Consider the following 26,899-nt stretch of genomic DNA (forward strand, 5'->3'; position numbering starts at 1 on the left):
TGGCGGGATGAGGCACGGCGGGGCGAGCGCGAAACGGGCCGACAGCGGGGGAATCCTCGCCCGGCTCGGCATTCGCGGCAAGCTGAACCTGCTGCTCCTGCCCCCGCTGGTCGCGGTGGTGCTGGTGTCGGTGCCGTTCGTGCTGACCCAGGCGAACAGCGCGCTGGCCGCGACGCAGTCGGCGACGGTCGCGCGGCACACCCAGCAGCTCGGCGGCCTGGTCTGGCAGCTGCAGCGCGAACGGCTGCTGACCGGCGCCTTCGTCGCGACGCCGTCGATGTCCGCCGACCAGATGCTGCAGCAGCAGAAGACGGTGGACGCGGCGGTCGAGAACGTCCGGTCGTCGCTCGGTTCCGACGCGCCGGACGAGCTTTCCGCGGCACTGACCCGGATCGGCTCGCTCACCGAGCTGCGGCAGAACGCGCAGGCCCGCGGCGTCGCGCTCGACAGCGTCGCCCGCACCTACCACGCGGTGATCGGCGCGGTGATCGATTCACTGCGGCTCGTGCCGCAGCTCACCAGTGACGCCGAGGGCACGCGTGAGCTGACCGCGCTCGAGGCGCTGCTGCGCGCGAACGAGGAGAACTCGCTGCGCGGCATGGCGTTGATCGTGACGGCGGTGTCGCCGGAGGCCGGCCGGTCCATCCTGGACGACGCGACCCAGCAGGCGCCGATCTTCACCGACCGGTTCGTCCAGCAGGCCGACGACTCGTCCGACAGCGAGCAGGCCGCCCTGGTCGTCAACGTCGAGCAGAGCGAAGCCGGCCGCCGGATCGACGACCTCGCCGCCCGGATCGACAACCCGCGGGACGCCGCCGGCACCACGCAGTACGTCACCGACGTCCTCACCGCGTCGGAAAGCCAAGCGGGCCAACGCAAGCTGGTCCAGGAACGCGTCACCGGCGAGATCGCCGACTCGGCGACCGGCCGCGCCGACGCCGCGACCCGGCTCGCGTGGACGGTCGGCATCGGCGCCGGCGCGCTGTTCCTGCTGGTCGCGTTCCTCGCCATCGCGGTGTCGCGCTCGATCGCCGAGCCGCTGCGGAAGCTGACCACCGCCGCGACGTCGGTCGCCGACCTCGCCGGCACCGAGCTCGTCCGCGTGACCGACACCGAGGAGGCCGAGGAGCTGGCCCCGCGGCTGGCCACCATCGACGTCGTCTCCGGCGACGAGCTCGGCAAGCTGGCCGCCGCGTTCAACCGGGTCCAGACCACGGCGGCCGAGCTGGTCGAGCGGCAGGCGCTCACCCGGCGCAACACCAGCCTGATGTTCGCGAACGTCGCCAAGCGCACGCAGAACCTCGTCGGCCGCCAGCTCGCGCTGATCGACGAGGTCGAGCGCAACGAGCAGGACACCCGGCTGCTGGCCAGCCTCTACCGGCTCGACCACCTCTCCACCCGCCTGCGCCGCAACGCCGACAACCTGCTCGTGGTGTCCGGCACCCGCGACGACACGCGCATCGCCGGCCCGATCGAGCTGTCCACGGCCCTGCGCTCCGCGCTCGCCGAGATCGAGGACTACCAGCGCGTCAAGCTCGGCGTCGTCGCGGAGATCCTGCTGTCGTCGGCCCTCGGCGCGGACCTGGTGCTCGTGTTCGCCGAGCTGCTGGAGAACGCGACGTCGTTCTCGCCGCCGGGGTCGATGGTCGAGGTCGACACGATGATCCTCGCCGACGGCTCGTGCCTGGTGAACATCGTCGACCACGGCATCGGCATGACCGCGCAGAAGATCGCCGAGGAGAACCAGCGGCTCGTCGAGCGAGAACGGCTCGAGCTGGCGCCGACCAGCGTGCTCGGCCTGTTCGTGGTCGGCCGCTTGGCGCGGCGCCACGACCTGGGCGTCGAGCTGCTCGCGACGCCGACCACCGGCGGCGTGACCGCCCGGCTGACGATCCCGCCGTCGCTGTTCAGCCACCGCTCCGGGCTGCTCCCGAAGGCCGAGCCGGCACCGGTGATCCCGGCGCAGGCCGCGCGGCCCGCCCCGCCGGCCGCGCGCCCCGCGGCCGTCGCCTCCCCGGTGTCCACTTTGGACATTCCGCGGCCGGTCGAGCCGCTGCCGTCGCCGGCGATCCCGGCGCTGCTCGGCATCCCCCGCGGCAACGGCTTCCGCTGGTTCAACCAGCCGGAACCGGTGTGGCCGGACGCCGAACCCGCCGACGAACCCACGGCCGAACCGGACTCCGAGACGCGAGGCGGCCTGCGACGTCGCGTCCGCGGCGCCCAGCTGCCCAGCCCCGGCACCACCGCGCCGGTGGCCGACGACAAGCCGCGCCACGACCCGGAGGCGACCAAGGCCGCGATGGACGGGTTCCAGAGCGCCTTCGCCAAGGCCGCCGAGGTCAGCGCGATGGAGGTCGACCCGCCGTCCGCGCCGCCGACCGTCGTCACCGAACCCGTGTCGCCGCCGGTGCGCGTCCCGGCCACGCCGGCCGCCGGCCTCCCGGCCGCCCCGCAGTCCCGGGACGGCCTGGTCCGCCGCGTCCCCGGTGCCCAGCTCGCCCCCGGCCTGCGTCAGCAGCCCGCGGGCAGGCCGATCGCCCGAGCCGTCGTGAACCGCACCAGGCGGGACCCGGCGGCCGAGCGAGCGGCGTTCGACGCGTTCGCCGCCGGCCTCGCCAAGGCGGACGTGGTGACGGCAGACAGCCCGCCGCAAGGCGTGGTCGCCGGTCGTGTGACGGAACGAGCAGAAGAGAGCAGGAAATGAGCATCCCCGCAGCTGGCGTCAGTGTCGAAGCCCAGAACTTCAACTGGCTGGTGAGCCGCTTCGCGCAGCACACCGCGGGCGCCATCGCCGCCATCGCGGTCTCCGCCGACGGCTTGCTGATCGCGATGTCGTCGGAGCTCGAGCGGTCCAACGCCGACCGCCTCGCCGCGATCTCCTCCGCGATGCTCGGCCTCGCCCACGGCGTCTCCGAAAGCCACCCGCTCGGCGCGCCCGACAAGGTGATCATCGAGCTGGAGCACGGGTACCTGCTGGTCTGCACCATCAGCATCGGCTGCTCGCTCGGCGTGCTCGCCAACAAGCAGGCCAGCCTCGGCACGATCGCCTACGAGATGGCGATGTTCGCCAACCGCGCCACCGAAGTCCTCACGCCGGGCCTGATCGAGGAGCTCAAGAACACCGTAGGTTCCTGATGACCGAGGAGCCGGACACCTCGCTGCTGCGGCCGTACCTGATGACCTCGGGGCGCGCCCAGCCGGTCGACCAGAGCCTCGAGATCGAGGCACAGGTCATGACGTCCCGCCTCGGTGCGGCGTCGCACCCGAAGCTGACGTTCGAACGGCAGGAGATCGTCTCCCTCTGCCGCAGCACCATGTCGGTCGCCGAGGTGGCCGCCATGCTCGGCCTGCACATCGGCGTCGCCCGGGTGCTCGTGGCCGACCTCGCCGAGCTGGGCTACGTCGTCGTCCGGCGGCCGGGGAACCACAACTCGCACGACCTCGGCATGATCGAAAGGGTCATTCGTGGACTCGAAGCCATTCACTGAACCGGCGGCCCGCCCGCCGGCCCCGGTCAAGATCGTCATCGCGGGCGGCTTCGGCGTGGGCAAGACGACGGCGGTGTCGTCCATCTCGGAGATCAAGCCGCTGACCACGGAGGCGGCGATCACGTCGGTGGCGGCGTCCGTGGACCGCACGGGCCACGTCCCGGCCAAGACCACCACGACCGTCGCCCTCGACTTCGGCTGCATCACGATCGACGAAGAGGTGAAGCTGTACCTGTTCGGCACGCCCGGCCAGGACCGCTTCGGCTTCATGTGGCAGGACCTCGTCCACGGCGCCCTCGGGGCGCTGGTGATCGTGGACACCCGCCGCATGGACGACTGCTACCCGGCGGTCGACTACTTCGAGAACGCGGGCCTGCCGTTCGTGGTGGCGGTGAACATGTTCGACGGATCGCTGGGCCACAACCTCGAGGACGTGCGGTGGGCGCTGGCGGTGAGCGAAGACGTCCCGCTGATCACCTTCGACGCACGGCAGAAGCTTTCGGTGCGGGACGCGCTGCTGGCGGTACTGCACAACACGTTCAAGAAGGCCCGTGCCCAGGCGGCCGCGGAGACTTCGCTACACTGATCCACGGACCCCGCGCGGCGTCCACCCTGTGAACCTCCCCAGGGCCGGAAGGCAGCAAGGATAAGCAGGCTCTGGCGGGTGCGCGGGGTCCCCTTCTTTTCGGCTCCGGCTCTCGGGGCTTCGCCCCTTCGCCGGGCCTTCACTTCGTCCTTTCACCCGGGGGCCGAGCCCCCGGACCCCCACGGTGCCTCGCCCGCGACCTGCCAGGTCTGCCGCGGCCCCTGAGCACGCGCGGGTGGGTGGTCTGCCGACCTCTTTAGAACAGGCCCAGGATGTCTTCTGGGGGCTGGGGGGATGGTGGGTGGTTCTCGTCTGTGAGGGGGGTTGCCCTGCCTGCCAGTTTTTGCAGCTCCGCGCCTTGGAGGCACCTTGCCGGGAATGCTGCTGAGGCCGTTCGCTGGGCTATCTGTGCTGTTGGGAGTGGTGCGGCCGATGCTGCGAACACCAAGTTGCCGAAACGGCGGCCCTTCAGTACTGCCGGGTCCGCCAGCAGCAGGACTTCTGGGAACACCGCACGCAGCGTTGCCAGGAAGCGGCGGGCAAACGGGAGGCCGGTGCCGTCCGTGATGTTCGCCAGGTAGGTGCCCGTCGGACGCAGGATCGTCGCGAGCGCGCTCGTTGCCTCCAGGGTCGCCAGGCCGCCCGCCAGGGTCGCGCGCTCGAACGCGTCGACCACCGCCAGGTCCGCCGTGTCCTCGCGGCGGGTCGCCAGGCCGGCCCGGCCGTCCGTCACCCGGACGCGCAGGCCCGGCACCCGTAGCCCGAGTTGCGCGCGGACCAGCTCGACCAGCTCGCCGTCGGCGTCGAACACCAGCTGGCGCGATCCCGGGCGGGATGCCGCCACGTACCGCGGCAGCGTGCACGCCGCGCCGCCGATGTGCAGTGCGTCCAGCGGGCCCGGCGGCAGCTCGTCGACGACGTCGCCGAACCGGCGGACGTAGTCGAACTCGAGGTTGGCCGGGTCGTCGAGGTCGACGTACGACTGGGCGACCCCGTCCACCGACACCAGCCATGCGTCGGCCCGGTCGGCGTCGCGGAGGAGCTCCGCCGTCCCGAACCTGACCGGGTACCGCCCGGCCACCGGACCGGACTTTCGCGTACGGCTCACGAAATCCGAGGTTATCGGAAACATTCCGCCCGTCCTGGCGATAGGGGAACGGAACGATCATCGATCGAGGGGGTTCTTCCTTTGCGTGCGAACGCAGTAATCGTTGCCGTGGCCCTCGCGGCCGGCGTCTTCGCGACGTCGGCGGCCGCGGACGTCCTGCCCGACCGGGCCCAGGCCGTGGGGTACCTGGAAACCGGCGGCCCCGGCGTCGCCGAAGCCGCCGAGGCGGCCTTGCTCGGCACTCCGGCCGACCTGCAGGCCTTCCTGACCACCGGGCGCGACCGCGCCCAGGCCACTGACGAGCGGGTCCTCGTCAGCCAGGCCATGAGCGCCGGTGGCCCGGCCACCAAACGCGCCGCCCAGCAGGCGCTCGACGGCACCCAGGCCGACATCCGCGAGTTCCTGGCCCACGGCCTCGCGCAGGCCCGGATCGCCGACGACCGGATCGCCGTCGGCCAGGCCATGAGCACCGGCGGCCCAATCGTCAACGCCCGGGGGCAGAAGGCGCTCGACGGCACGCCCGCCGACGTGCGTGCCTTCCTCGAGACCGGCTTGCAGCAGGCGAAGGACACCGACGAGCGCATCGCGGCCGACCAGGCCCTCGCCGCCGGCGGCCCCGAGGTCCAGGCCGCCGCGCAGACGGCGCTCGACGGCACCCCGGACGACGTCCGGTACTTCCTGTCACTGTGGCGGAAGGTCGCCGCGGACGGCGACGCCGAGGTCGCCGCGGTCCAGGCACAGCTCGACTTCGGCAAGGCGGCCGCCGGCAAGCACAGCGCAATCGGGGTGCAGCTCGCGAAGAGCCGCGCTGCCACGATCGCGTCGGACGCGCGCAAGGCCAACGCCGACCGGCTTGCCACGCAGCAGGCCAAGGGCCAGCAGGACGGCGGGGCCGCCGCGGCCGCCGAAGCCGCCGCGCAGCAGGAGGCCCGCGACGCCGCGGCCCACGCCGCGCAGGCCAAGACGGACAACGACAAGCTGCTCGCCGACGCGGCCGACCCGGCGCTGACCGTGCCGAACGGCCGCCGCGCGTCGGTCTACCTGCTGCGCAACGGCGGCGCGGCGGTCAAGAACGCCGCCCGCGCCGCGCTGAGCGGTTCCGACGACGACGTCGTCACCTTCGTGCGCAGCGGGCTCGCCATCGCGCAGGAGATCGACGACCGCGCCGCCGTCGCGGCGATCGCGAACGACGCTTCGGCTCGTCCCGGACTGCGGCAGGCCGCTCGTGACGCGCTCGCCGGGCCGTACGCCGGCGTCGCGGCGCTGCTGCGGACCGGCGACTACCCGGGCCGCGACACCGACGACCGCGTCGAGGTCGACCAGATCATGGCGGCCGGCGGCCCGGCGACGACGTCGTGGGCGCAGAAGGCGCTCGATGGCACGGTCGCGGACATCCGCGAGTTCCTGGCCCACGGCCAGTACACCGCGCACCTGATCGACCTGGACGTCTACGCGACCCGGACGCTGTCCGAGGGGCCTGAGGTGACCGCGGTCGCGCAGGGCGTCCTCGACGGGCCGGACTCGGGCCTGCAGGCGTACCTGGACAACGAGCTGCCCAAGGCGCGGGCGCGCGACGCCTTCACTGCGCAGCACGTCGCCAAGGTCGACGCTCTGGTCGCCGCGGTGAACGCACTGAGGTCCTGACCGCACGGCGAAGGTTGTCGGACCCTGACGGTAGTCTCGCGGCGTGGCTCTCGCGCTGTACCGCAAGTACCGTCCGGCAACCTTCGCCGAGGTCGTCGGGCAGGAGCATGTGACCGAACCGCTCCGCACGGCGTTGTCCGCCGGGCGGATCAACCACGCCTACCTCTTCTCCGGCCCCCGCGGCTGCGGCAAGACGTCGAGCGCGCGCATCATGGCGCGCTCGCTGAACTGCGTGAAGGGGCCGACGCCGGATCCGTGCGGCGAGTGCAACTCGTGCAAGGCGCTCGCGCCCGAGGGGTCCGGCAGCGTCGACGTCACGGAGCTCGACGCCGCCAGTCACGGTGGTGTCGACGACGCCCGTGAGCTGCGCGACAAGGCGTTCTACGCCCCCGCCGAGTCGCGGTACCGGGTGTTCATCATCGACGAGGCGCACATGGTCACCACGCAGGGCTTCAACGCCCTGCTGAAGATCGTGGAAGAGCCGCCCGAGCACGTCATCTTCATCTTCGCGACCACCGAGCCGGACAAGGTGCTGACCACCATCCGCTCGCGGACGCACCACTACCCGTTCCGGCTGATCCCGCCGGGCGCGATGCGCACGCTCCTGGAGAGCAACGTCGCGGCCGAGGGCGTCGAGGTCGAGCCGGCGGTGTACCCGCTGGTCATCCGGGCCGGCGGCGGTTCGGCGCGCGACACGCAGTCGGTGCTGGACCAGCTGCTCGCCGGTGCGGGCCCGGTCGGCGTCTCGTACTCGCGGGCGGTGGCGCTGCTGGGCGTCACGGACGTCGCGCTGATCGACGACATGGTGGACGCGCTCTCGACCGAGGACGCCGCGACGGTGTTCGGCACGGTCGAGAAGGTCACGGAGGCCGGGCACGACCCGCGCCGGTTCGCGACCGACCTGCTCGACCGGCTGCGCGACCTGGTGCTGCTGCGCGCGGTGCCGGACTCCGCGGGCGGGCTGGTGTCCGCGCCGGAAGAAGAACTGGCGCGGATGGTCGGCCAGGCCGAACGGCTCGGTCTCGGCACGCTCTCGCGGTACGCCGACATCGTCCACAATGGACTCCTGGAGATGCGCGGCGCGACGTCGCCTCGGCTGGTGCTGGAGCTGTTGTGCGCGCGGATGCTGCTGCCGTCGGTGACGGAGGCGGAGAAGGCCCTGCTGGCCCGCATCGAGCGCCTGGAGCGCCGCGCGACCCTGGCCGGCGGGGGTGGCGCGCCCGCCGAAGGCGGAGTGGAGCCTCCGGTGCGGGGGGCGCCGGACCGCGAGTTTTCGCGCCCTTCGCAGCGCTCCGCATCGGCCGGCCCGGCGCCGGTCGCGGCCCCGGAGCCTGAGCCTGCTTCGCGACCCGCGCCGTCGGCTCAGCCTGCGGATGGCGGGCCGGGAACGCGCGCGCCCGCTGCTCCCGCGGCCCAGTCCGGGGACGGAGGGTGGGGCACGCCGCGCACGCCGGGCGGTGGCACGCCCGCTCCGGCGGCCGCAAGCACGGACGCTTCGGCGAGCCGGCCCGCCGAGGGCGGCTCGGAAACTCGTGCGCCCGCTGTCGCGGCTCAACCAGCGGATGGCGGCTGGGGCGCCCCGCGCACGCCCGGCGGCGGCACGCCCGCGCCCGGTGGCTCGGCCCCGGCCGCCGCGACCGCTGGGCCGGCCCCGGCTGCCGCGCCGGGGGCGCTGGATGCCGCGGCGATCCGGAACGTCTGGCCGCAGCTCATGACCGCCCTGCGCAAGTTCACCGGCGGCCGGAGCCTCGAGGCCATGCTCACCCAGGCCACCGTGGCGACCGTCGAGGGGAATGCCCTCACGCTCACCCACAAGTCCGAGCCGCTGGCCCGCCGCCTGTCCGACCAGGACAACGCCCGCAAGATCGCCGGCGCGCTGACCGACGTCGTCGGGGGCGAGTGGCAGGTCCGCTGCGTCCACGGCAACGCCCCGGCCGCGCCCGCCGCGCGGACGCAGCAGGCCGCGCCCGCGCCGGAACGGTCGTTCACCCGGCAGTCGGCGGCCCCGGCCGCCCCGCCCGCCGAAGCGCCGGCCCGGCCCGCGCCGACGCCCGCCGCCGCACCCGCCCGGCCCCGCGTGACCACGGCCGAGCCGGACATCCCGCTCCCCCCGGAACCCTCCGACGAGGACGACGAAGACCTCTACAACGAGGACGCCAGCCCCGCCCCGCCACCGCCCCCACCGCCGCCGGACCAGGACCCGGACGAGCTGGCCCGCAAGCTGATCTCGGACCACCTCGGCGCCCGCCCCCTCGACTGACCCCGACGGTCGGCTCGCGTACCCGGGGAGTCGCCGCACGTACCGGAACAGTCGGCTCGCCGAGCCGACCGCCGGGGTGTGAGCCGACTCTGCCGGTGCGCGAGCTGACTCTGCCGGTGCGCGAGCTGACCGCCCAGGCACGTGAGCCGACTCTGCCGGTACGCGAGCTGACCGTCGAGGTGCGCGAGCTGACTCTGCCGGTGCGCGAGCCGACCGTCGGGGTGCGCGAGCCGACCGTGTAGGTACGGGTCAGGATGCTCAGGAAGCCAGGTAGGCCTCGATCGCCGCCGCGATGGCGGATGCGTACTGCTGGCGGCCCTCCGCGCTGGTCATCCGGGCCGCTTCCGCCGCGTTGCGCATGTTGCCGCACTCGACGAGCACCGCGGGCCGCGTCGAGAGGTTGAGCCCGGCGAGGTCCGTGCGGGCCGAAAGGCCGTTGCCGCCGATGTAGTTCGACGTGCTGAAGCCGTCCGAGCGCATCGTGTCCCGGACGACCTGCGCCAGCCGCGTCGACGGCTCGCCCTGCGCGGCATTCAGCGGCGGCGACGAGTACGCGACGTGGAAGCCCGCCGCGCCGGCCGCCGTCGAACCGTCGGCGTGGATGGAGACGACGGCGTCGGCCTTCGCGTCGTTGCCGATCGCGGCCCGGCGGTCGACGCAGGGGCCGACGCCGGTGTCGTCCTGTCGCGTGTAGACGACGCGGATTCCCTTGTCCGCCAACGCTTTCCCGACCCGCTGGGCGACGTCGAAGGTGAACGCGTGCTCGGGGTAGCCGGCGTTGGTCGCGGTGCCGGTGGTGTTGCACGGCTTGGTCTGCCCACGTCCGGCGGGTACCAGCCGGTTGATCTCCGCCGGGTGCGAGCCGTTGCCGCCGTTGTGCCCGGGGTCGAGCACGACGACCTTCCCAGCCGTGGGCGGCGGCGCGGCAGCCGAAGACGACGGCAGCGAGGGTGACGGCGGAGGCGGCACCGTCGTCGGTGTCGGCGTGACCGTCCGGGTGGTCACGGGCGCGGGCTCCGGCGCGGCCGGAGCGGCACCGGAGCAGCCGGTGAGCAGCAGGGCACCGGCCAGCAGGAGGGGGGCAATCGCGCGTCGCACGGCGACCACGGTGCCACAACCCGGCCCGGCCCGTGGCGCGACTACCCTGGTGGACGACACAGGCGTGCAGAGAGGACCGAGCGAACCATGGTGCAACCCGGCGGCGGTTTCGACATCTCCCAGCTGATGCAGCAGGCCCAGCAGATGCAGCAGAAGCTCGTCGAGGCCCAGGAAGAGCTCGCCAACACCGAGGTCAAGGGCAGTGCCGGCAGCGGGAAGGTCGTCGCGACCGTGACCGGCGACAGCCAGCTGAAGGACCTGCAGATCGACCCCGAGGTCGTCGACCCCGAAGACGTCGAGACGTTGTCCGCCCTGGTCGTCGCGGCCGTGCGCGACGCGTCGGCGAACGCGCAGAAGCTCACCGAGCAGAAGCTCGGCCCGCTGGCCAACGGCCTCGGCGGCGGTGGCGGCATGCCGGACCTCGGCGCTCTCGGCTTCGGCGGCTGACGAACTTGTACGAAGGTGTCGTCCAGGACCTGATCGACGAACTCGGGCGCCTGCCCGGGGTCGGGCCGAAGAGCGCCCAGCGGATCGCGTTCCACCTGCTGGCCACCGACCCGGCCGACATCGGGCGGCTGCAGGACGTGCTCGGCAAGGTCAAGGAGGGCGTGCAGTTCTGCGAGGTCTGCGGCAACGTCTCCGAGCAGCAAAGGTGCCGCATCTGCCGCGACGAGCGCCGCGACCTCACGGTCATCTGCGTGGTCGAGGAGCCGAAGGACGTCCTCGCGGTCGAGCGCACGCGCGAGTTCAAGGGCCGCTACCACGTCCTGGGCGGCGCGCTCGACCCGCTGTCGGGCATCGGCCCGGAGCAGCTGCGGATGCGTGAGCTGCTCAAGCGCATCGGCGAGGCGGACATCTCCGAGATCATCATCGCGACGGACCCCAACACCGAGGGCGAAGCGACCGCGACGTACCTGGTCCGGATGCTGCGGGACTTCCCGGGCCTGAGCGTGACGCGTTTGGCGTCGGGGCTGCCGATGGGCGGTGACCTGGAGTTCGCGGACGAGCTGACCCTGGGCCGCGCGCTCTCGGGCCGCCGCGCGCTCTAAGCGTCGAAGCGGCGCAGGTCGTACAGGTCCATCAACCTGATCACCTTGTTCGCGTACTCCGGGTCGGTGGCGTACTTCCGCGCCACCGCCCGGACGAACGCGTCCGGATCAGCACGCACCGGCAGCGCCGCCGCGTAGTTCGGCGAAGTCGTCAACAGGCGGCCGTAATCGCGGAACGAGTCGGAAACCGACGCGTACGAGCGGAAAAACGCATCCACCGGGTGACACGGCGACGGAACGCACTCCGTCGTCGGGTACCGGGCGCACCGCAGGGCGATCGGCCCCGGGCTCGTCGGCGTCACGCACTTGAAGCCGAAGTAGTTCAGCTCGGCCGTCGACAGCTTGCTGCGGCCCCAGTTCGACTCCAGGATCGACTGCGCCACCGTCACCGACGCCGGGATGTCGTACGCCGTGTGGATCGCCCTCGCGATCGGGCCCGCCTCGCCGACGTACGACTCCTGGTAACCCGAGTCCAAAGCCGCCGAACGGACCGAGTCCTGGTCGATCACCGGCGCAAAGACGAGCAGCGCCGCCAGTCCGATGTGGATCATGGCCGAACGCTGCCCGATCCGCCGGGAAAGAGCGACCCGAAGGTCACCCTGAAGAGGGTCAGCAGTAGCCGAGCTGCGCCAGCGTGTCGACGATGATCTCGGACGGGTGGTACTTGTCCATCCAGGACTCACCACGCCGGTTCTGGTACGTGTCGAGGAAGTTCTGCAGCTTGTCGCCGCGCATTTCCGTCAGCACGACGGTCTCGCCGAGGTGCTGCGGCGTCTCCGTGCGCTCGCGGTGCACTGCGCACGGCAGGCCGAGGTAGTAGCACTCCGCCGAAAGACCACCCGAGTCGGTGACGACGTACTCGGCGCGCGCCACCAGCGGCAGGAACTTCAGGTAGCGCATCTTCGGCTGGACGATGAACTGGTCGTCGAAGATGGTGCCGATGCCCAGCGCGCGGATCTTCTCGCGCTCCGGCGCGCCGGCCATGTACAGGATCGGCATCTTGCGGCTCTGCTCGCGCAGGATCTCCAGCGCTTCGCGGTACTTGTCCGGGCGCGAGACCAGTTCGAAGCGGTGCAGCGTGGCGAGGCCGAACTTCTCCGGCAGGTTCGGCACGTCCAGCGGTTGGTTGATGGCGAGGCGCATGGCGTCGATCGCGGTGTTCGCCTCGGTGTCGACGACCACGCCGCGGGCGTTGCGGAGGTTGTTCACCTCACGCGCGCTCGGCGCGAAGTGGATGTCGACGATCTTCGCCGCGATCTTGCGGTTGAGCTCCTCGGGCAGCGGCGACAGGATGCTGCCCGAACGCGCGCCCGCCTCGACGTGCCCGACGCGGGACTTGAGGATCCGCTTGCCGATCAGCGAGCCGTACGGCGTCGTGAACGTATCGCCGTGCACCAGCACCAGCGGGGGACGGCCGTCCTCGTTCAGCGCGGCGCGCAGCTCGTGACGGCGGCTCCAGGCGGTGCGCATGACCTGCGCGGCCCAGCCCGGCACCTGCGCCGGCGACTCGAGGTTGTGCGCCTTCTCCTCCGGCACCAGCCAGACGTCGGGCGCGGGCATCCGCAGGTCGGCGAGGACGTCCGCGACCTCGTCGACGTGCTGTGCGGTGAACCAGATCTTCGGCCGCATCCCGCGCTCGCGGATCCCGTGGTAGACGGGCGCGATCTTGATCAGTTCCGCGGTGGTGCCGAGAATGAAGGAAATCACCGTGAAAGCCCATTTCTGGTCGGGTGCGGTGGCGTAAGGATACTGGCCGACCCGCCGCGGGGGCCGCCGGGTAGCCTCGGCCCGGTGAGTGCGAACCCGCTCCTCCCCTCGCTCAGCGTCGTGATCCCGGTCTACAACGAGCAGGACTGGATCGAACGCAGTGTCGGCGCGCTGCTCGCCTCCGCGGCGGAGGCCAGCTGGCCGATCGAGGTCGTCGTCGTCGACGACGGCAGCACGGACGCCACCCCCGCGCGGCTCGACGAGCTGCGCGAACGCCACGGCATCACCGTGCTCAGCCAGGCCAACTCCGGCCGCTTCGAGGCCCGGCGGGCGGGCATCGCCAAGGCCTCCGGGAACCAGATCCTGCTGCTCGACAGCCGGGTCGTGGTGGACACCGGCGCGCTCACCTTCCTGCGCGACCAGCTGGTCGACCACCCCGAGCGGACGGTCTGGAACGGGCACGTCAACGTCGCTTCCGAGGACAACCCGTACGCCGGTTTCCTGGCCGGGCTGGTGAAGATCCCGTGGCGCCGCTACTGCGCGAATCCGCGCCTGATGTCGTTCGGCATCGAGGAGTTCGACCTGTTCCCGAAGGGCACCGGATTCTTTTCCGCGCCCCGCGCGGTTCTCGAGTCGGCTTCGGACGCTTTCGTTTCCCTGTTCGACGACGTGCGCTTCGCCAGCGACGACACCGGCGTCCTGCGCTGGATCGCCGAACGCCACCGCATCTTCCTGGCCCCGGAGTTCTCCGCGACCTACCACGGGCGCGAGAGCTTCAAGAAGTTCGCCGCCCAGGCGTACTTCCGCGGGACGACCTTCGTGGACTCCTACCTCGGCTCGCCCGGTCCGGCCCGCACCGGCCTGTTCGCCGCGTTCGGCGTCGGCGTGCTGGGCCTCGGCCTGGCGCTGCGCAAGCCGAAGACGGCGGTGGTGCTCGCGGCTGCCGGATCCGCGGCGGCCGGTGCCGCCGTGACGCGCTTCGGCGCGACGAACGCGGAGGCCAAGGCCGTCGCGAAGCTCGCACCGGTGTTCGGCGCGAGCTTCGGCGCCGGTGCCGTCCGCGGTCTCGTCATGGCGCTGCGCGCTCGTCGGCGGCGGGGACGATGAGCTCGCCGATGACCGAGGAGGCCGACGGGCGCAGCCTGGCGAAGGAGACCGGGCGCTCGGCCGGGCGGATCGGCATTTCGCTGCTCGTCGCGATCGCGCTCGGGTACGCGCTGACGCTGGTCGCCACCCGCTGGCTCGGGCCGGGCAACAGCAAGGTCTACCTCTCGTTCTGGGGCATCCTGATGGGCCTCGGCAGCGCGTTGTCGCCGCTGGAGCAGGAGCTGTCCCGCCAGTCCGCGGTGGCCGCGCTCGACGGCGGCAAGGCGGGCAAGCCCGCGCTGCGCGCCCTGACCGTCGGCGCCGTGGCGGTGGCCGTCGTCGCCGTGTTGACGATGGTCGTGCCGGTGCTGTCGGACCGGCTCTACGCCGGCAACACCGCGCTCGGCGTCATCGTCCTGTGCGGCGCGATCGCGTTCGCCTGCCAGTTCGCCGCCCGCGGCCTGCTGGTCGGGCAGCAGCGGATCAAGCCGTACTCCGGGCTGGTCGTCGCCGAGGCGGCGGTCCGGGTGGTCGTGCTGCTCGGGATCGCCGCCGCCGGGCTCACCGGCGTGACGTCGTTCGCGATCGCCGCCGCGACCGGCTCGTTCGCCTGGCTGCTGTTCGTCAAGCCGGTCACCGGGCTGGTCGACCCGCACGCCGACGGCGAGGGCTGGGGGCCGATCACCGGCCGCATCCTCGTCCTGCTGACCGGCGCCGCGCTGACCGCGAGCGTCATCACCGGCTACCCGGCGATGGTGAGCCTGCTCGCGCCCGGCGGGTCCGTTCGCGACGTCGGCGTCCTGTTCGCGACGCTCACCGTGTCCCGGGTGCCGCTGCTGCTGCTCTCCCCGCTGCAGGCGCTCGCCGTGCCGACCGTGGTCCGGCTCTCCGGCACCGAGGAGGGGCAGCACCGCCTGCGTAAGCTGCTCGCCGTCGGCGCGCTCGGCACGATCGTGGTCGGCGTCGTCGGCGCACTGGTCGGCTGGCTGATCGGGCCGTGGCTCGTGTCGCTGCTCTACGGCTCGGACTTCGTCGCCCAGGGCTGGTGGGTGGCGTGGATGGTGTGGGGTGCGGTGCTGCTCACGGCGCTGCAGCTGATGACCGCCGTGCTCGTCGCCCGCAAGGAGGCGAACAAGGTGCTCGTCTCGTGGGCGGTGGTCGCGGCCGCCACCGCGGCGACGCTGCTGCTCGTGCCGGGCGACCCGATCCTCAAGGCGGTCGCCGGGCTGGCCGGGGGGCCCACGCTGGGTCTCGTGGTCGTGTTGATGTTCGTCTTGCGGCGCCCGGGCAACGTGCGGCCCGCTCCGGACGTCCCAGTAGGGTGACCCCGGCCGGACCCGGGACAGGATCGGCGGGAGAACGCCGGTGAGGTTGGACAGCGGAAAACCATGAACGTACTTCTGGTCGTGCTCGCCTTCTGGCTGCCGGGCCTCGTCTTCGGGGCCGCGATCCGGCTGCGCGGCTGGCTGCTCGCCGCGGCCGCGCCGATCCTCACCTTCGGCATCGTCAGCCTGGGCGTGCCGGTGCTCGGCGGCCTCGGCATCCGCTGGACGACGCTCGACGTCGCGCTGTGGACGCTCGTGCTGTCGGCGGTCGGCTTCGGGCTGGCCTTCCTGGTGCAGCGGTTCACCGCCCGGCGCCACCCGGACTGGGCCGAGCAGGACGCCGCCGTCGCGGCCCCCGCGCGGTCCCTGCGCGAGCACCTGCTGATCGGCGCCGGTGTCGGCGCGGGCAGCCTCGTCGGGATCGTCACGTTCCTGCGTGGCGCCCGCGGCCTCAACCAGGTCCAGCAGGGCTGGGACGCGCCCTTCCACGCCAACCTGGTGCGCTGGATCGCCGAGCACGGCGACGCCCGGCCGTCGACGGTCGGCACCATCGCGAACCTGCCGAACCAGACGAACTACTTCTACCCGGACACCTACCACGCCCTGCTCGCGCTGGTCTTCGACAAGGCCGGCCTGGCGATGATGCCGACGCTGAACATGGGCGCGCTCACGGTGATCCTGTGCGTGCCGATCGGCGTCGCGGCGATGTGCCACGTCTGGCGGATGCCCACCCTGGCCGTCGCCGCGGCCGCCGCGGTGTCGGCGTCGTTCACCAACTTCCCGTACGACTCGCTGTGGCGCGGCCCGCTCTGGCCCTACGTCGCCGGCGTCGCGCTGATCCCGGCGATGCTCGCGCTCGGCCGCCTGCTGCTGGAGCCGCGCGGGGTGGCCGGCCCGGTCGCGATCGGCATCGGCGTCGCCGGCCTGATCGGCCTGCACACCAGCGTCGCGTTCGTCGTCGTCGTGTACTTCCTGCTGATCCTGGTCGCCGTGCTCTTCAAGTTCGAGCGGATCGACTGGCGCCGGTCCGCGGCCTCGCTCGGGGCCACGATGGCGCTCGCCGTCCTCTGCGGGCTGCCGCTGGCCTTGCCTTCGCTGTACAACGCGGGGGGCGTGACCAGCGCGTTCTGGAGTTCCGAAGCGACCGTGACCGGCGGGCTCGGCGAGACGCTCACGTTCTCGCCGATGGCCGCGTTCCCGCAGTGGTGGATCGGCGTGCCGGCCCTGATCGGGATCTTCCTGCTGGTCCGGCACCGGCGGATGCTGTGGATGGTCGCCGCCTACGTCGTGTTCGGCGGGCTGTTCGCGGCCACCGTCTCGCTCGAGACGCCACTCATCCACGCCCTGACCGGCATCTTCTACAACGACCACTGGCGGATCGGCGCGCTCGTCCCGCTGTCCGGCGCGGTCGCGTTCGGCGAGTTCACCGACACCGCGGCCCGCTGGTTCGCGCGCAAGGCGGGCACCCGGCTGCCGAACTTCTCCCCGGCGACGCTCACCACGGTCGGCGTCGTGCTGCTGGTCGTCGTCGTGGGCGGCCTGAGCCGCGGCGGGTACATCGGCCGCAACGCCGCCCGGCTGCAGATGAACTACGGCCCCGGGCCGACGGTCAGCAACGACGAGCGCCAGGCGTTCGACTGGCTCGCCGCGCACGTCGCGCCGGGCGAGCGGGTGATGAACGGCAAGGCCGACGGCTCGGTCTGGATGTACGCGCTCGACGGCGTCCAGCCGGTCGAGTGGACCTTCTACGGCGCCGAGATGGACACCCCGGCCGGCTACCTCAGCGTCTACCTCGACGACATCGACCGGTTCCCGCACGTGCGGGAACTGCTCACGAACCTCAAGGTCCGCTACGTCTTCGTCGGCAAGGGCAAGGTCACGCCGGACACGAACAGCGGACCCGGCCTCAGCCACCTCGACACGACCCCCGGCTTCAAGGTCGTGTTCCGCAACCCCGGCGCTTCCGTGTACGAGATCGAAGGCCAGCAGGGCGTTGTCGCAGCTGGGGCGGCTCCAGGGTCCGCGGCCGGTAACGGGCAGTGAAAGGCTAGAGTGATCGCGTGTCCAGCACCTCCGTGACCAGCCGCCGCGTGCTCATCGTGATGCCCGCGTTGAACGAGTCCGCGAGCGTCGCTTCGGTCATCGAGCAGGTGAAACGCGCGCTGCCGGACGGCGACCTGCTGGTCGTCGACGACGGCTCGGTCGACGACACCGCCAAGCTCGCCCGCGCGGCCGGCGCCGAGGTGGCGCGGCTCGCGGTGAACCTGGGCGTCGGCGGCGCGATGCGCACCGGCTTCCGCTACGCCGCCGCGCGCGGGTACGACGTCGTCGTGCAGGTGGACGCGGACGGCCAGCACGATCCCGAAGAGCTCGACGCGCTGCTGCGCGGCCTGGACGACGCGGACATCGTGATCGGCTCCCGGTTCGCCGGCAAGGGCTCCTACAAGGCGAGCGGGCCGCGCAAGTACGCGATGGTCGCGCTGTCGCTGGTGTTCTCGCGGCTGGCGAAGACCAAGCTCACCGACGTCACGTCGGGGTTCAAGGCGATGGGGCCACGCGCGATCCGGCTGTTCGCCGGCTACTACCCGGCAGAGTACCTCGGGGACACCGTGGAGTCGCTGGTGATGGCCATCCGGGCCAAGCTGACCATCAAGGAGATCCCGGTCGTCATGCGGGAGCGCGCGGGTGGCACGCCCAGCCACTCGCCCGTGAAGTCGGCCGTCTACCTGAGCCGGGCCGGGCTCGCGCTGCTGCTGGCGCTGGTGCGCCGCCGGCCCGCGGTCGACTCCTCCGACTCGGCGTAAGGGGAAGCAGAAATGGCCGGTTGGCGCATCCTCAGCATCGTCGTCGCCTGCGTGGTGCTCTTCGTCGTCCTCGAGATGATGCGGCGGCGGAAGCTGCGCGAGAAGTACGCGGGCGTGTGGCTCGTCGTCGCGGTCGGCGTGGTCGTCCTCGCGGTGCTGCCGCAGGCGGCCGAGTTCCTCGCCAAGCACACCGGCGTGCAGACGCCGTCGAACTTCGTCTTCCTCCTCGCCGGCGTCGTGCTGGCCCTGGTGTCGCTGCACCTGTCCACCGAGGTCGGGCACCTGGAGGAAGAGGTGCGCACGTCGGTCGAGGAGATCGCGCTGCTGCGCTGCGAACTCGAGGACGCCAAGCGCGAGCTGGCCGCCCGGATCACCGAGCTGGAGGCGCGGACCACCGCGCCGGACGACGTCAAAGGGCTGCCCGAGGTCGAGCGCGTCAGCAAGTGACCGGGTGATCGAAGCCCTGCTCGCCGCGCCCGCCCGGTTGGGGGCGGTGCGGTTGCTGGCCGTCGACGGCCCGTCGGGCGCCGGAAAGTCCACTCTGGCCGCTCGGGTCGTCGAAGAACTGCGTTCGCGCGGGTGCCGGACCGAGCTGGTGAGCACCGACGCCTTCGCGACGTGGGACGACCCGGTTTCCTGGTGGCCACGGCTGGTCGACGGCGTTCTCGAGCCGCTGGCGAACGGCGTCGAAGGCGCTTACCGGCGGATGGACTGGTCCGGTGGGACGCCCCGGCCGGGTGAGCTCGTCCGGGTGCCCGTGCCGGATGTGCTGGTGCTGGAAGGTGTCTCGTGTGGACGCACTTCGGTAAGAACCCTGCTTTCGCACCTCTGCTGGCTCTCCGGCGGAACGGAGGCCGAGCGGCTGGCTCGTGCCACCGCACGCGACGGCGAGGCCGCACGGGCCGAACTGGGCCGCTGGCAACGGTTCGAGCGGGGCTGGTTCGCCGTCGACGGCACTCCCGACGCCGCCGGAACCCGACTTTAGTCGGAAACCGAACGGTCACCGTGCGTGTACGTACCGCTCCGGATCGATCAAGCAAACTTCGTGCCTCCACCACGTCCGGGCTAACGGTGGTACCGCCATCTGAGTTAGTGATCCGGCACTGGGCGGAGCGGTTGACCTAAAATGGTCACATTCTGTCGCGATTTATGGACACATTGCGGTCAAATCGACGCCCACGTAGCGCGATCGTAACCTCACGTACTTAAGCCCGGGCCGACTTCCCGCTAGTGTCGCTGGGCACACCGACCGTCCACCCGAGTTCCTGACCGACCGGACGGTGACTTTGAACCCGAACATCTCCCAAGGGGTGCCAGATGCAGCAATTGCGGCTGACCCGAACACGCCGCGTGGCCCTGATCGGGCTCGCCGGCGCGCTCGCGGTTTCGCTGTCCGCCTGTGCGCAATCCAAGCGTGACGAGGGCGCCGGGGGTGGTACCGGAGGCACGATGATCTTCGGTGCGGCCGGTAACCCGAAGATGTTCGACCCCGCGTTCAACGACGAGGGCGAGACCTTCCGGATCACGCGGCAGATCTACGACACGCTGATCCAGAACAAGCCGGGCACCGCCGACCTCGAGCCCTCCCTCGCCGAGAAGTGGGAGTCGAGCAACGACGGCAAGACCTGGACGTTCACCCTCAAGTCCGGCGTGAAGTTCTCCGACGGCACCCCGATGGACGCCACGGCGGTCTGCTTCAACTTCGACCGCTGGTACAACATGAAGGGCGCCGCCGCCCAGAGCCAGATGATCTACTACGGCGACGTCTTCGAGGGCTTCGCCAAGAACGAGGGCGACGCGACCGGCGACCCGGTCTACAAGAGCTGTGAGGCGAAGGACCCGACGACCGCGGTCCTGAACCTGAACAAGGCCAAGGGCGCCTTCCCGGCGGCCTTCACGCTGCCGTCGTTCGCCATCTCGAGCCCGGCCGCGCTGAAGCAGTACAACGCGGACACGGTCACCCAGAGCGGTGACTCGTTCACCTACAGCGACTACGCGAACAAGCACCCGGTCGGCACCGGCCCGTTCAAGTTCGAGAGCTGGGACCAGGCCAAGGGTGAGATCACCCTGGTGCGCAACGACACCAGCCCGTCGCCGGCGAAGCTCGACAAGCTGATCTTCAAGGTGATCCCGGACGAGAACGCCCGCAAGCAGGCGCTCAAGGCCGGCGACATCAACGGCTACGACTACCCGAGCCCGGCGGACTACGGCCTGCTGCGCAACGACGGCGAGCAGGTGCTCATCCGCCCGTCGTTCAACGTGCTGTACCTGGGCATCAACCAGGCCAACAACCCGAAGCTCAAGGACGTCAAGGTCCGCCAGGCGCTGGCCTACGGCATCAACCGCGAGCAGTTCGTGAAGTCGAAGCTGGCCGAGGGTTCCGAGGTCGCGACCGAGTTCGTCCCGAAGGTCATCTCGGGCTACACCGACGACGTGACGAAGTACCCGTACGACCCGGAGAAGGCCAAGCAGCTGCTGCAGCAGGCCGGCGCGACCGACCTGACGCTCAAGTTCTACTACCCGACCGAGGTCAGCCGGCCGTACATGCCGAACCCGGCGGACACCTTCACCGCGATCTCCGAGGACCTCAAGAAGATCGGCATCAAGATCGAGGCCCACGCCGAGCCGTGGAACGGTGGCTACAAGGACGACGTGCAGAAGGCGGGCAAGCAGGACCTGCACCTGCTCGGCTGGACCGGTGACTACAACGACGCCGGCAACTTCGTCGGCACGTTCTTCGGCCGGGAGAAGAAGGAGTTCGGGTTCAGCAACCCGCAGCTGTTCTCGGCACTGAGCGCGGCGGACGCTTCGCCGGCCGGTGACGCCCACGCCAAGGCGTACCAGGAAGTGAACAAGCAGATCATGGACTACCTCCCGGCGGTCCCGATCGCGTACCCGACCCCGGCGATCGTGGTCGGCCCGAAGGTCAAGGGTCTGGTGGCGAGCCCGCTCACCGACGAGCGTTTCAACACCGTGACCGTGAGCTGATTCTGGATTTCAGCCGTAGGCAGGGGGTGGGTGCTACCGCACCCACCCCCTGCGCCTGATCCCGGGCTGGCAACAAAGGACTGCAAGTGCTCCGTTTCCTCGTGCGTCGGCTGCTACAAGCGATCCCGACGCTCTTCATCCTGTCCATCCTGGTCTTCGCCTGGCTCCGGTCCCTGCCCGGCGGCCCCGCCGCCGCCCTGCTGGGTGACAAGGCGACGCCGGAGAAGATCGCCAACCTCAACCACGTGCTGGGCCTCGACCAGCCGATCTTCATCCAGTACTTCGGGTTCCTCGGCCGGGCGATCACCGGCAACTTCGGCAACTCGCTCGTGTCGACCCAGCCCGTGATGGGCGAGATCGCCACCTTCCTGCCGGCGACCATCGAGCTGGGCATGTCCGCGATGATCATCGCGGTCGTCCTCGGCATCCCGGCCGGCTACCTGTCCGCGCGGTTCCGCGGCGGGCCGGTGGACAACGTGATCATCGTGCTGAGCCTGATCGGCGTCGCGGTGCCGGTCTTCTTCCTCGGCTACATGATGCAGGACATCCTGGCCGCGCCGCTGGGCCTGCCGTCGCAGGGCAGGCAGGCCGCGGGCCTCGACGCCACGGCGATCACCAACTTCGCCATCCTCGACGGCATCATGACGAGCGAGTGGGACGCCGTCTGGGACGCGATCAAGCACCTGATCCTGCCCGCGTTCGCCCTCGCCACCATCCCGCTCGCGGTGATCACCCGGATCACCCGCGCGTCGGTGCTGGACGTCCTCAACGAGGACTTCATCCGCACGGCCAACTCGAAGGGCCTGACGCAGCAGGTGGTCCGCACCCGGCACGTCCTGCGCAACGGCCTGCTGCCGGTGGTCACGACCATCGGCCTGCAGACCGGTGCGCTGCTCGGCGGCGCCGTGCTGACCGAGCGGGTGTTCAACTTCCGCGGCCTCGGCTTCCTGCTGGCCGAAGGGATCGAACGGCGTGACTACCCCCGGCTGCAGGCGCTGCTGCTGTTCGGGGCCGTGGTGTACGTCCTGGTGAACATGCTGGTCGACATCTCGTACGGGATCATCGACCCGAGGGTGCGTGTGCGATGAACACTCTGCTCAACAAGAAGAAGGAACCGATCGACAAGCTCGCCGCGGCGAGCGGCCGCAGCCTCGGCGGGGACGCACTCCGCCGGATGCTGCGCAGCCCGGTCGCGATCACCGGTGGCGTCATCACCGGCTTGTTCCTCATCGTCGCGATCTTCGCGCCCCTGCTGGAGCCGAAGGACCCGGACGTCCACTACCTCGGCGACCAGATCCGGCCGAACTTCATCCCGGGCGCGCAGGCCGGGTTCCCGCTCGGCGTGGACGACTTCGGCCGCGACTTCCTGTCGCGGCTGATCGCCGGCGCCCAGCAGACCCTGATCGTCGGCGTGCTCGCGACGATCGTCGGGGTGCTCATCGGCGTGATCATCGGTGGTCTGGCCGGCGCGTTCGGCGGCTGGGTCGACACCGTCCTCATGCGACTGGTCGACGTCATGCTGTCGTTCCCGTCGCTGCTGCTGGCCATCTCGATCGCGGCGCTGTTCGCGAAGCCGAGCCAGTGGACGGTCATCCTGGCCGTGTCGATGATCGGCGTGCCGATCTTCGCCCGGCTGCTGCGCGGTTCCATGCTGTCGCAACGGGATGCCGACCACGTGCTGGCGGCGACGTCGCTGGGCGTCAAACGCGGGACGATCGTGTTCCGGCACATGCTGCCGAACTCGCTCGGCCCGGTCATCGTGCAGGCGACCCTCACGTTGGCCACTTCGATCCTGGAGGCCGCGGCGCTGTCGTTCCTCGGTCTGGGCGACCCGGACCCGTCACGGGCGGAGTGGGGACTGATGCTGGGCAAGGCCTCGCACCAGTTCCTCGACGTCCGTCCCGAGCTCGCGTACTACCCGGCGATCGCGATCATCATCGTGGCGCTCGGGTTCACGCTGGTCGGCGAATCCCTCCGCGAAGCCCTCGACCCGAAGAACAGGCGGTGAGCACCCATGGCACTCCTTGAAGTCCGTGACCTGACGGTCAACTTCGTCCGCCGTGGCGAGCGGTCGTTCGCCGCGGTCGACGGCGTCAGCTTCGACGTCGAACCCGGCCAGACGGTCGGCCTGGTCGGCGAGTCCGGCTGCGGCAAGTCCGTGACGTCGCTGGCGATCATGCGGCTGCTGGCCCGGCGCGGCAACGAGGTCAGCGGCTCGGTGCGCTTCGAAGGCACCGACCTGCTCAAGCTGTCCGACAAGGACATGCGCGACCGCCGCGGCCGCGACCTCGGCATGGTGTTCCAGGACCCGCTGTCCTCGCTGAACCCGGTCATCCCGATCGGGCTGCAGATCACCGAGGTGCTGGAGCGGCACCGCGGGATGTCGCGCAAGGCGGCGTCCGTCGAAGCGACCGACCTGCTGGACAAGGTCGGCATCCCGGACCCGACGCGGCGGCTTTCCGAGTACCCGCACCAGCTTTCCGGCGGGATGCGGCAGCGCGCGCTGATCGCGATCGCGCTGGCGTGCCGGCCGCGGCTGCTCATCGCCGACGAGCCGACCACCGCGCTGGACGTCACCATCCAGGCGCAGATCCTGGCGCTGCTGCGGGAACTGGTGCAGGACACCGGCACCGCGCTGATCATGATCACGCACGACCTCGGCGTGGTCGCCGGGCTGTGCGACGAGGTCAACGTGCTCTACGGCGGCAAGATCGTCGAGCGCGCGCAGCGCCACCAGCTGTTCGGCGAACCGCGGCACCCGTACACGCACGGCCTGCTGGCCTCGATCCCGCGGCTCGACGCGGGCCGCGGCGAGAAGCTGATCCCCATCCGGGGTTCGGTGGCCGACAACATCCCGTGGGACCACGGGTGCGCGTTCGCGCCGCGCTGCCCCAACGCGCTGCCGGTCTGCCGTGAGGTCCAGCCGCAGCTGGTGCCCGACCAGGGCGGGCTGCTGCGCTGTCACAACCCCGTGCGGCCGGCGGTCGCGGCGGGAGGAGGAACCCGATGACCCGTCCTGCTGGTGACGTGCTGCTCGAGGTCACCGACCTCAAGGTGCACTTCCCGATCAAGCGCGGCGTCGTGATCGACCGGACGGTCGGGCACGTGTTCGCGGTCGACGGCGTCGATCTCGCCATCCGCCGCGGCGAAACCTACGGCCTGGTGGGCGAATCCGGCTGCGGCAAGTCCACGTTGGGCCGGGCGATCCTGCGGCTGAACGAGCCGACCGCCGGTTCGGTGAAGTTCGACGGCACGGACGTCGCGAAGCTCAAGGGAGAGGAGCTGCGGAAGGCCCGGCGCCGGATGCAGATGATCTTCCAGGACCCGATGTCCAGCTTGGACCCGCGGCAGTCGGTCGAGTCGATCCTGCTCGAGGGCATGCACGCGCACGGCCTCGACAAGGACAAGGACGCCACCCAGCGGCGGCTGCGGCAGCTGCTGGCCGCGGTCGGCCTGCCGGAGACGTCGCTGCGGAAGTACCCGCACGAGTTCTCGGGCGGGCAGCGCCAGCGCATCGGCATCGCGCGGGCGCTGGCCGTGGAGCCGGACCTGATCGTCGCCGACGAGCCGGTGTCCGCATTGGACGTTTCGGTGCAGGCCCAGGTGGTGAACCTGCTGGAGGACCTGCAGGACCAGCTCGGCCTGACGTACGTGGTGATCGCGCACGACCTCGCGGTGGTGCGGCACATCTCCGACCGCATCGGCGTGATGTACCTCGGTGCGCTGGTCGAGGAGACCGACGCGGACTCGCTGTACCGGGATCCGCTGCACCCGTACACGCGGGCGCTGCTGTCGGCGATCCCGGTGCCGGACCCGCAGGTGGAGGACACCCGCGAGCAGATCCTGCTCGCCGGTGACCTGCCTTCGCCGGCGAACCCGCCGAGGGGCTGCCGCTTCCACACGCGCTGCCCGTGGAAGCAGGCGAGCCTGTGCGACACGGACCGCCCGCAGCTGCGTGAGATCGGCGGCGGGCACCGGGTGGCGTGCCACTACGCGGAGGACATCCGCGACGGGCGCATCCAGCCGCACGAGGTGAAGCCGGAGCTGGTCGAGCTCACCGGGGCGCTGAACCCCGACCTGGGGCCGCCGGACATCGGGACGTCCGCCGAGATCCTCTAGCCGGAGCTTTCACGTGGAAGTGGCGGGTTCGCCGCTTCCACGTGAAAGTGGCTGGAGTTTCGCGGCTCGCGACTGCAGGTAGGCCTGCTCGGGCAGGCTCAGCGTTCGCCGGGCGGCGGCCAGGTACGCCTCCCGCGCGCCCGCGACGTCACCGGACTGCTCCAGCAGGTGCGCTCGCACGGCGTCGACCCGGTGGTGCTTCTCCAAGGCGGGGCCGGAAGTGCCCGCCAGCTCGGCCAGTCCGGCTTCGGGGCCGTGGACCTGCGCGAACGCGACCACCCGGTTCAGCGTCACCATCGGTCCCGGCGCCACGACCCGCAGCAGGTCGTACAGCGTGAGGATCTGCGGCCAGTCGGTCTCGGCGGCCGTCGCGGCCTCGTCGTGGACCGCCGCGATCGCCGCCTGGAGCTGGTACGGCCCGACCGGCGCCGTCGCCAGCGCGTCTGTGATCAGCGAGACGCCCTCGTCGATGAACTTCGCGTTCCAGCGCGTCCGGTCCTGGTCGGCCAGCGGGACGAGCGCGCCGGCCGGGTCGACGCGCGCGGGGCGGCGAGCGTCGGTCAGCAGCATCAGGGCCAGCAGGCCGGTGACCTCGCCGTCGTCCGGGAGCTCCGCCTTCAGCCGGCGGACGAGCCGGATCGCCTCGGTCGTCAGCTCGACGCGGCTCAGCGCGTCGCCGGAGCTGGCCGTGTGCCCCTCGGTGAAGATCAGGTACAGCACCTGCAGCACGGCGGCCAGCCGCTCCGGGCGTCCGTCGTCGGTGAGCCGTTCCCCGCGCAGCCTTTGCTTCGCGCGGCTGATCCGCTGCCCGATCGTCGCTTCGGGGACGAGGAAGGCGCGGGCGATCTCCGCCGTCGTCAGGCCACCGACCGCGCGCAGGGTGAGCGCCACCTGCGACGGCCGGGTCAGCGACGGGTGGCAGCAGAGCAGCAGCAACGTCAGGGTGTCGTCGACCCCGGCGACGGGTTCCGGATCCGGCGGCTCGGCCAGCGCGACGGCCTGCTCGCGCCGCTGCCGGGCGGTGTCGCTGCGGAACTGCTCGACGCGCCGCCGGGACGCCGTCGTGATCAGCCACCCCTTCGGGTGATCGGGAACGCCGTCGACCGGCCATTGCCGCGACGCGGCCAGCAGGGCTTCCTGGACGGCGTCCTCGCAGGTGTCGAAGCCGCCGTAGCGCCGGACCAGCGCCGCGAGGACCTGGGGCGCGAGCTCGCGGAGCAGGCACTCGACCTCGGTCACAGCTCCGGCCCGTGCAGCCCCATCACCGGCCGCACCTCGACCACGCCGAACGCGGCCTCGGGGATCCGCGCGGCGATCTCGACCGCGCGTTCGTGGCTTTCGCAGTCGAGCAGGTAGAAGCCGGCGAGGAACTCCTTGGCCTCGGCGAAGGGGCCGTCGGTGGTCATCGTGCCGCGGTCCCCGACGCTGACCCGGGTGGTGAGCTCCGGGAAGGCGAGCCGCTCGGAGACGATGCGTTCGCCGGACGCGTCGAGGTCGTCGTTGAGCTGCCGGTAGTGGGCGAGCCCGGCGGCGCGCTGGTCGTCGCTCATGCCCTCCCAGGCCGCGCGGGAGTCGGGGTTGCCGTAGATCAGGACCACGTACTTCACTTCGACATCCTCGACGTCGTCCCCGAAGTT

At 71.3% G+C, this 26,899-nt stretch carries 26 protein-coding genes and 1 other RNA gene; 21 read left to right on the forward strand and 6 right to left on the reverse strand.

Translation table 11 applies throughout. From position 1 onward, the window contains the following. Positions 1 to 7 precede the first annotated feature (7 nt). The 5 genes from OG738_RS13750 to ffs all read left to right on the forward strand — a co-directional run bounded on the left by OG738_RS13750 (position 8) and on the right by ffs (position 4,171). Entirely contained in the window at positions 8 to 2,704 is a 2,697-nt protein-coding gene (locus OG738_RS13750) for a sensor histidine kinase (protein ID WP_329054143.1), read from the forward strand. After that, on the forward strand, positions 2,701 to 3,135 hold the full coding sequence (locus OG738_RS13755) for a roadblock/LC7 domain-containing protein (protein ID WP_072475704.1): 435 nt from the start codon (positions 2,701 to 2,703) through the stop codon (positions 3,133 to 3,135). The genes OG738_RS13750 and OG738_RS13755 overlap by 4 nt, the downstream gene beginning before the upstream one ends. Beyond that, positions 3,135 to 3,488 (forward strand): DUF742 domain-containing protein, encoded by a 354-nt coding sequence (locus tag OG738_RS13760; RefSeq protein WP_329054147.1) that lies wholly within the window; start codon positions 3,135 to 3,137, stop codon positions 3,486 to 3,488. The genes OG738_RS13755 and OG738_RS13760 overlap by 1 nt, the downstream gene beginning before the upstream one ends. Further along, the gene (locus tag OG738_RS13765; protein WP_329054148.1) at positions 3,466 to 4,074 is read left to right on the forward strand and encodes a GTP-binding protein; all 609 of its coding nucleotides are present in this window, start codon (positions 3,466 to 3,468) and stop codon (positions 4,072 to 4,074) included. The genes OG738_RS13760 and OG738_RS13765 overlap by 23 nt, the downstream gene beginning before the upstream one ends. A 2-nt stretch (positions 4,075 to 4,076) precedes the next feature. Then, positions 4,077 to 4,171: signal recognition particle sRNA small type (gene ffs / locus OG738_RS13770), an RNA gene on the forward strand. 159 nt (positions 4,172 to 4,330) lie between these two features. Here the strand turns inward: ffs and OG738_RS13775 are convergent. Further along, complete coding sequence (locus OG738_RS13775; protein ID WP_329054149.1) at positions 4,331 to 5,206, reverse strand: spermidine synthase; 876 nt, start codon at positions 5,204 to 5,206, stop codon at positions 4,331 to 4,333. An 84-nt stretch (positions 5,207 to 5,290) separates the two neighbouring features. On the opposite strand from OG738_RS13775, the gene OG738_RS13780 reads away from it, so the two are divergent. The 3 genes from OG738_RS13780 (at position 5,291) to OG738_RS13790 (ending at position 9,328) form a co-directional block, all read left to right on the forward strand. Next, positions 5,291 to 6,826: an ALF repeat-containing protein gene (locus OG738_RS13780; RefSeq protein WP_329054150.1), complete on the forward strand. Its 1,536-nt coding sequence runs from the start codon at positions 5,291 to 5,293 to the stop codon at positions 6,824 to 6,826. Between the two features lie 43 nt (positions 6,827 to 6,869). Beyond that, entirely contained in the window at positions 6,870 to 9,086 is a 2,217-nt protein-coding gene (locus OG738_RS13785) for a DNA polymerase III subunit gamma and tau (RefSeq protein WP_329054151.1), read from the forward strand. A 95-nt stretch (positions 9,087 to 9,181) separates the two neighbouring features. Further along, a complete protein-coding gene (locus OG738_RS13790; protein WP_329054152.1) occupies positions 9,182 to 9,328 on the forward strand; it encodes a hypothetical protein in 147 nt (48 codons plus the stop codon). A gap of 16 nt (positions 9,329 to 9,344) precedes the next feature. Here OG738_RS13790 and OG738_RS13795 read toward each other — a convergent pair whose 3' ends face one another. Continuing rightward, a complete protein-coding gene (locus OG738_RS13795) occupies positions 9,345 to 10,193 on the reverse strand; it encodes an N-acetylmuramoyl-L-alanine amidase (protein WP_329054153.1) in 849 nt (282 codons plus the stop codon). Between the two features lie 78 nt (positions 10,194 to 10,271). On the opposite strand from OG738_RS13795, the gene OG738_RS13800 reads away from it, so the two are divergent. Then, the gene (locus OG738_RS13800; protein ID WP_329054155.1) at positions 10,272 to 10,631 is read left to right on the forward strand and encodes a YbaB/EbfC family nucleoid-associated protein; all 360 of its coding nucleotides are present in this window, start codon (positions 10,272 to 10,274) and stop codon (positions 10,629 to 10,631) included. Positions 10,632 to 10,636: 5 nt separating this feature from the next. After that, positions 10,637 to 11,233 (forward strand): recombination mediator RecR, encoded by a 597-nt coding sequence (recR, locus tag OG738_RS13805; protein WP_329054157.1) that lies wholly within the window; start codon positions 10,637 to 10,639, stop codon positions 11,231 to 11,233. Here recR and OG738_RS13810 read toward each other — a convergent pair. Next, entirely contained in the window at positions 11,230 to 11,784 is a 555-nt protein-coding gene (locus tag OG738_RS13810) for a glucosaminidase domain-containing protein (protein WP_329054159.1), read from the reverse strand. The genes recR and OG738_RS13810 overlap by 4 nt on opposite strands. A gap of 58 nt (positions 11,785 to 11,842) precedes the next feature. Next, on the reverse strand, positions 11,843 to 12,940 hold the full coding sequence (locus OG738_RS13815) for a UDP-N-acetylglucosamine 2-epimerase (RefSeq protein WP_329054160.1): 1,098 nt from the start codon (positions 12,938 to 12,940) through the stop codon (positions 11,843 to 11,845). Between the two features lie 84 nt (positions 12,941 to 13,024). Between OG738_RS13815 and OG738_RS13820 the strand changes: the two genes are divergently transcribed. From OG738_RS13820 to OG738_RS13870, 11 genes are all read left to right on the forward strand, one after another. Beyond that, complete coding sequence (locus OG738_RS13820; protein ID WP_329054162.1) at positions 13,025 to 14,047, forward strand: glycosyltransferase family 2 protein; 1,023 nt, start codon at positions 13,025 to 13,027, stop codon at positions 14,045 to 14,047. 8 nt (positions 14,048 to 14,055) lie between these two features. Next, positions 14,056 to 15,351, forward strand: a complete 1,296-nt coding sequence (locus OG738_RS13825) for a hypothetical protein (RefSeq protein ID WP_329054164.1) — start codon at positions 14,056 to 14,058, stop codon at positions 15,349 to 15,351. 63 nt (positions 15,352 to 15,414) lie between these two features. Next, entirely contained in the window at positions 15,415 to 17,394 is a 1,980-nt protein-coding gene (locus OG738_RS13830; protein ID WP_329054165.1) for a DUF6541 family protein, read from the forward strand. Between the two features lie 59 nt (positions 17,395 to 17,453). Next, entirely contained in the window at positions 17,454 to 18,155 is a 702-nt protein-coding gene (locus tag OG738_RS13835) for a glycosyltransferase family 2 protein (protein ID WP_442875939.1), read from the forward strand. A gap of 12 nt (positions 18,156 to 18,167) precedes the next feature. Further along, entirely contained in the window at positions 18,168 to 18,602 is a 435-nt protein-coding gene (locus OG738_RS13840; protein WP_329054167.1) for a DUF2304 domain-containing protein, read from the forward strand. Positions 18,603 to 18,606: 4 nt separating this feature from the next. Beyond that, on the forward strand, positions 18,607 to 19,140 hold the full coding sequence (locus OG738_RS13845) for a uridine kinase family protein (RefSeq protein ID WP_329054169.1): 534 nt from the start codon (positions 18,607 to 18,609) through the stop codon (positions 19,138 to 19,140). Between the two features lie 332 nt (positions 19,141 to 19,472). After that, positions 19,473 to 21,143 (forward strand): ABC transporter substrate-binding protein, encoded by a 1,671-nt coding sequence (locus tag OG738_RS13850; RefSeq protein ID WP_329054170.1) that lies wholly within the window; start codon positions 19,473 to 19,475, stop codon positions 21,141 to 21,143. A gap of 86 nt (positions 21,144 to 21,229) precedes the next feature. Further along, complete coding sequence (locus OG738_RS13855) at positions 21,230 to 22,231, forward strand: ABC transporter permease (protein WP_329054171.1); 1,002 nt, start codon at positions 21,230 to 21,232, stop codon at positions 22,229 to 22,231. Continuing rightward, positions 22,228 to 23,151: an ABC transporter permease gene (locus OG738_RS13860; protein ID WP_329054172.1), complete on the forward strand. Its 924-nt coding sequence runs from the start codon at positions 22,228 to 22,230 to the stop codon at positions 23,149 to 23,151. Before OG738_RS13855 ends, OG738_RS13860 begins: the two co-directional genes overlap by 4 nt. 6 nt (positions 23,152 to 23,157) lie before the next feature. After that, positions 23,158 to 24,153 carry an ABC transporter ATP-binding protein gene (locus OG738_RS13865; protein WP_329054173.1) on the forward strand — a complete coding sequence of 332 codons (996 nt, stop codon included), beginning with the start codon at positions 23,158 to 23,160 and terminating at the stop codon, positions 24,151 to 24,153. Beyond that, a complete protein-coding gene (locus OG738_RS13870) occupies positions 24,150 to 25,262 on the forward strand; it encodes an ABC transporter ATP-binding protein (protein ID WP_329054175.1) in 1,113 nt (370 codons plus the stop codon). The genes OG738_RS13865 and OG738_RS13870 overlap by 4 nt, the downstream gene beginning before the upstream one ends. A 9-nt stretch (positions 25,263 to 25,271) precedes the next feature. Here the strand turns inward: OG738_RS13870 and OG738_RS13875 are convergent, their stop codons facing one another. Continuing rightward, positions 25,272 to 26,501 carry an RNA polymerase sigma factor gene (locus tag OG738_RS13875; RefSeq protein WP_329054177.1) on the reverse strand — a complete coding sequence of 410 codons (1,230 nt, stop codon included), beginning with the start codon at positions 26,499 to 26,501 and terminating at the stop codon, positions 25,272 to 25,274. Next, a complete protein-coding gene (locus OG738_RS13880; RefSeq protein ID WP_329054179.1) occupies positions 26,498 to 26,869 on the reverse strand; it encodes a YciI family protein in 372 nt (123 codons plus the stop codon). The genes OG738_RS13875 and OG738_RS13880 overlap by 4 nt, the downstream gene beginning before the upstream one ends. Positions 26,870 to 26,899: the final 30 nt, after the last annotated feature.

The organism is Amycolatopsis sp. NBC_01488, assembly GCF_036227105.1.
In the GTDB taxonomy this organism is placed as follows: domain Bacteria; phylum Actinomycetota; class Actinomycetes; order Mycobacteriales; family Pseudonocardiaceae; genus Amycolatopsis.

Excerpts from the sequence above, each read along its gene's own strand:
- OG738_RS13775 (WP_329054149.1), bottom strand. The coding sequence starts at position 5,206 with ATGTTTCCGATAACCTCGGATTTCGTGAGCCGTACGCGAAAGTCCGGT.
- OG738_RS13870 (WP_329054175.1), top strand. The coding sequence starts at position 24,150 with ATGACCCGTCCTGCTGGTGACGTGCTGCTCGAGGTCACCGACCTCAAG.
- OG738_RS13760 (WP_329054147.1), top strand. The coding sequence starts at position 3,135 with ATGACCGAGGAGCCGGACACCTCGCTGCTGCGGCCGTACCTGATGACC.
- OG738_RS13850 (WP_329054170.1), top strand. The coding sequence starts at position 19,473 with ATGCAGCAATTGCGGCTGACCCGAACACGCCGCGTGGCCCTGATCGGG.
- OG738_RS13750 (WP_329054143.1), top strand. The coding sequence starts at position 8 with ATGAGGCACGGCGGGGCGAGCGCGAAACGGGCCGACAGCGGGGGAATC.
- OG738_RS13830 (WP_329054165.1), top strand. The coding sequence starts at position 15,415 with ATGAACGTACTTCTGGTCGTGCTCGCCTTCTGGCTGCCGGGCCTCGTC.
- OG738_RS13865 (WP_329054173.1), top strand. The coding sequence starts at position 23,158 with ATGGCACTCCTTGAAGTCCGTGACCTGACGGTCAACTTCGTCCGCCGT.
- OG738_RS13825 (WP_329054164.1), top strand. The coding sequence starts at position 14,056 with ATGACCGAGGAGGCCGACGGGCGCAGCCTGGCGAAGGAGACCGGGCGC.
- OG738_RS13860 (WP_329054172.1), top strand. The coding sequence starts at position 22,228 with ATGAACACTCTGCTCAACAAGAAGAAGGAACCGATCGACAAGCTCGCC.
- OG738_RS13810 (WP_329054159.1), bottom strand. The coding sequence starts at position 11,784 with ATGATCCACATCGGACTGGCGGCGCTGCTCGTCTTTGCGCCGGTGATC.
- OG738_RS13835 (WP_442875939.1), top strand. The coding sequence starts at position 17,454 with ATGCCCGCGTTGAACGAGTCCGCGAGCGTCGCTTCGGTCATCGAGCAG.
- OG738_RS13840 (WP_329054167.1), top strand. The coding sequence starts at position 18,168 with ATGGCCGGTTGGCGCATCCTCAGCATCGTCGTCGCCTGCGTGGTGCTC.
- OG738_RS13755 (WP_072475704.1), top strand. The coding sequence starts at position 2,701 with ATGAGCATCCCCGCAGCTGGCGTCAGTGTCGAAGCCCAGAACTTCAAC.
- OG738_RS13800 (WP_329054155.1), top strand. The coding sequence starts at position 10,272 with ATGGTGCAACCCGGCGGCGGTTTCGACATCTCCCAGCTGATGCAGCAG.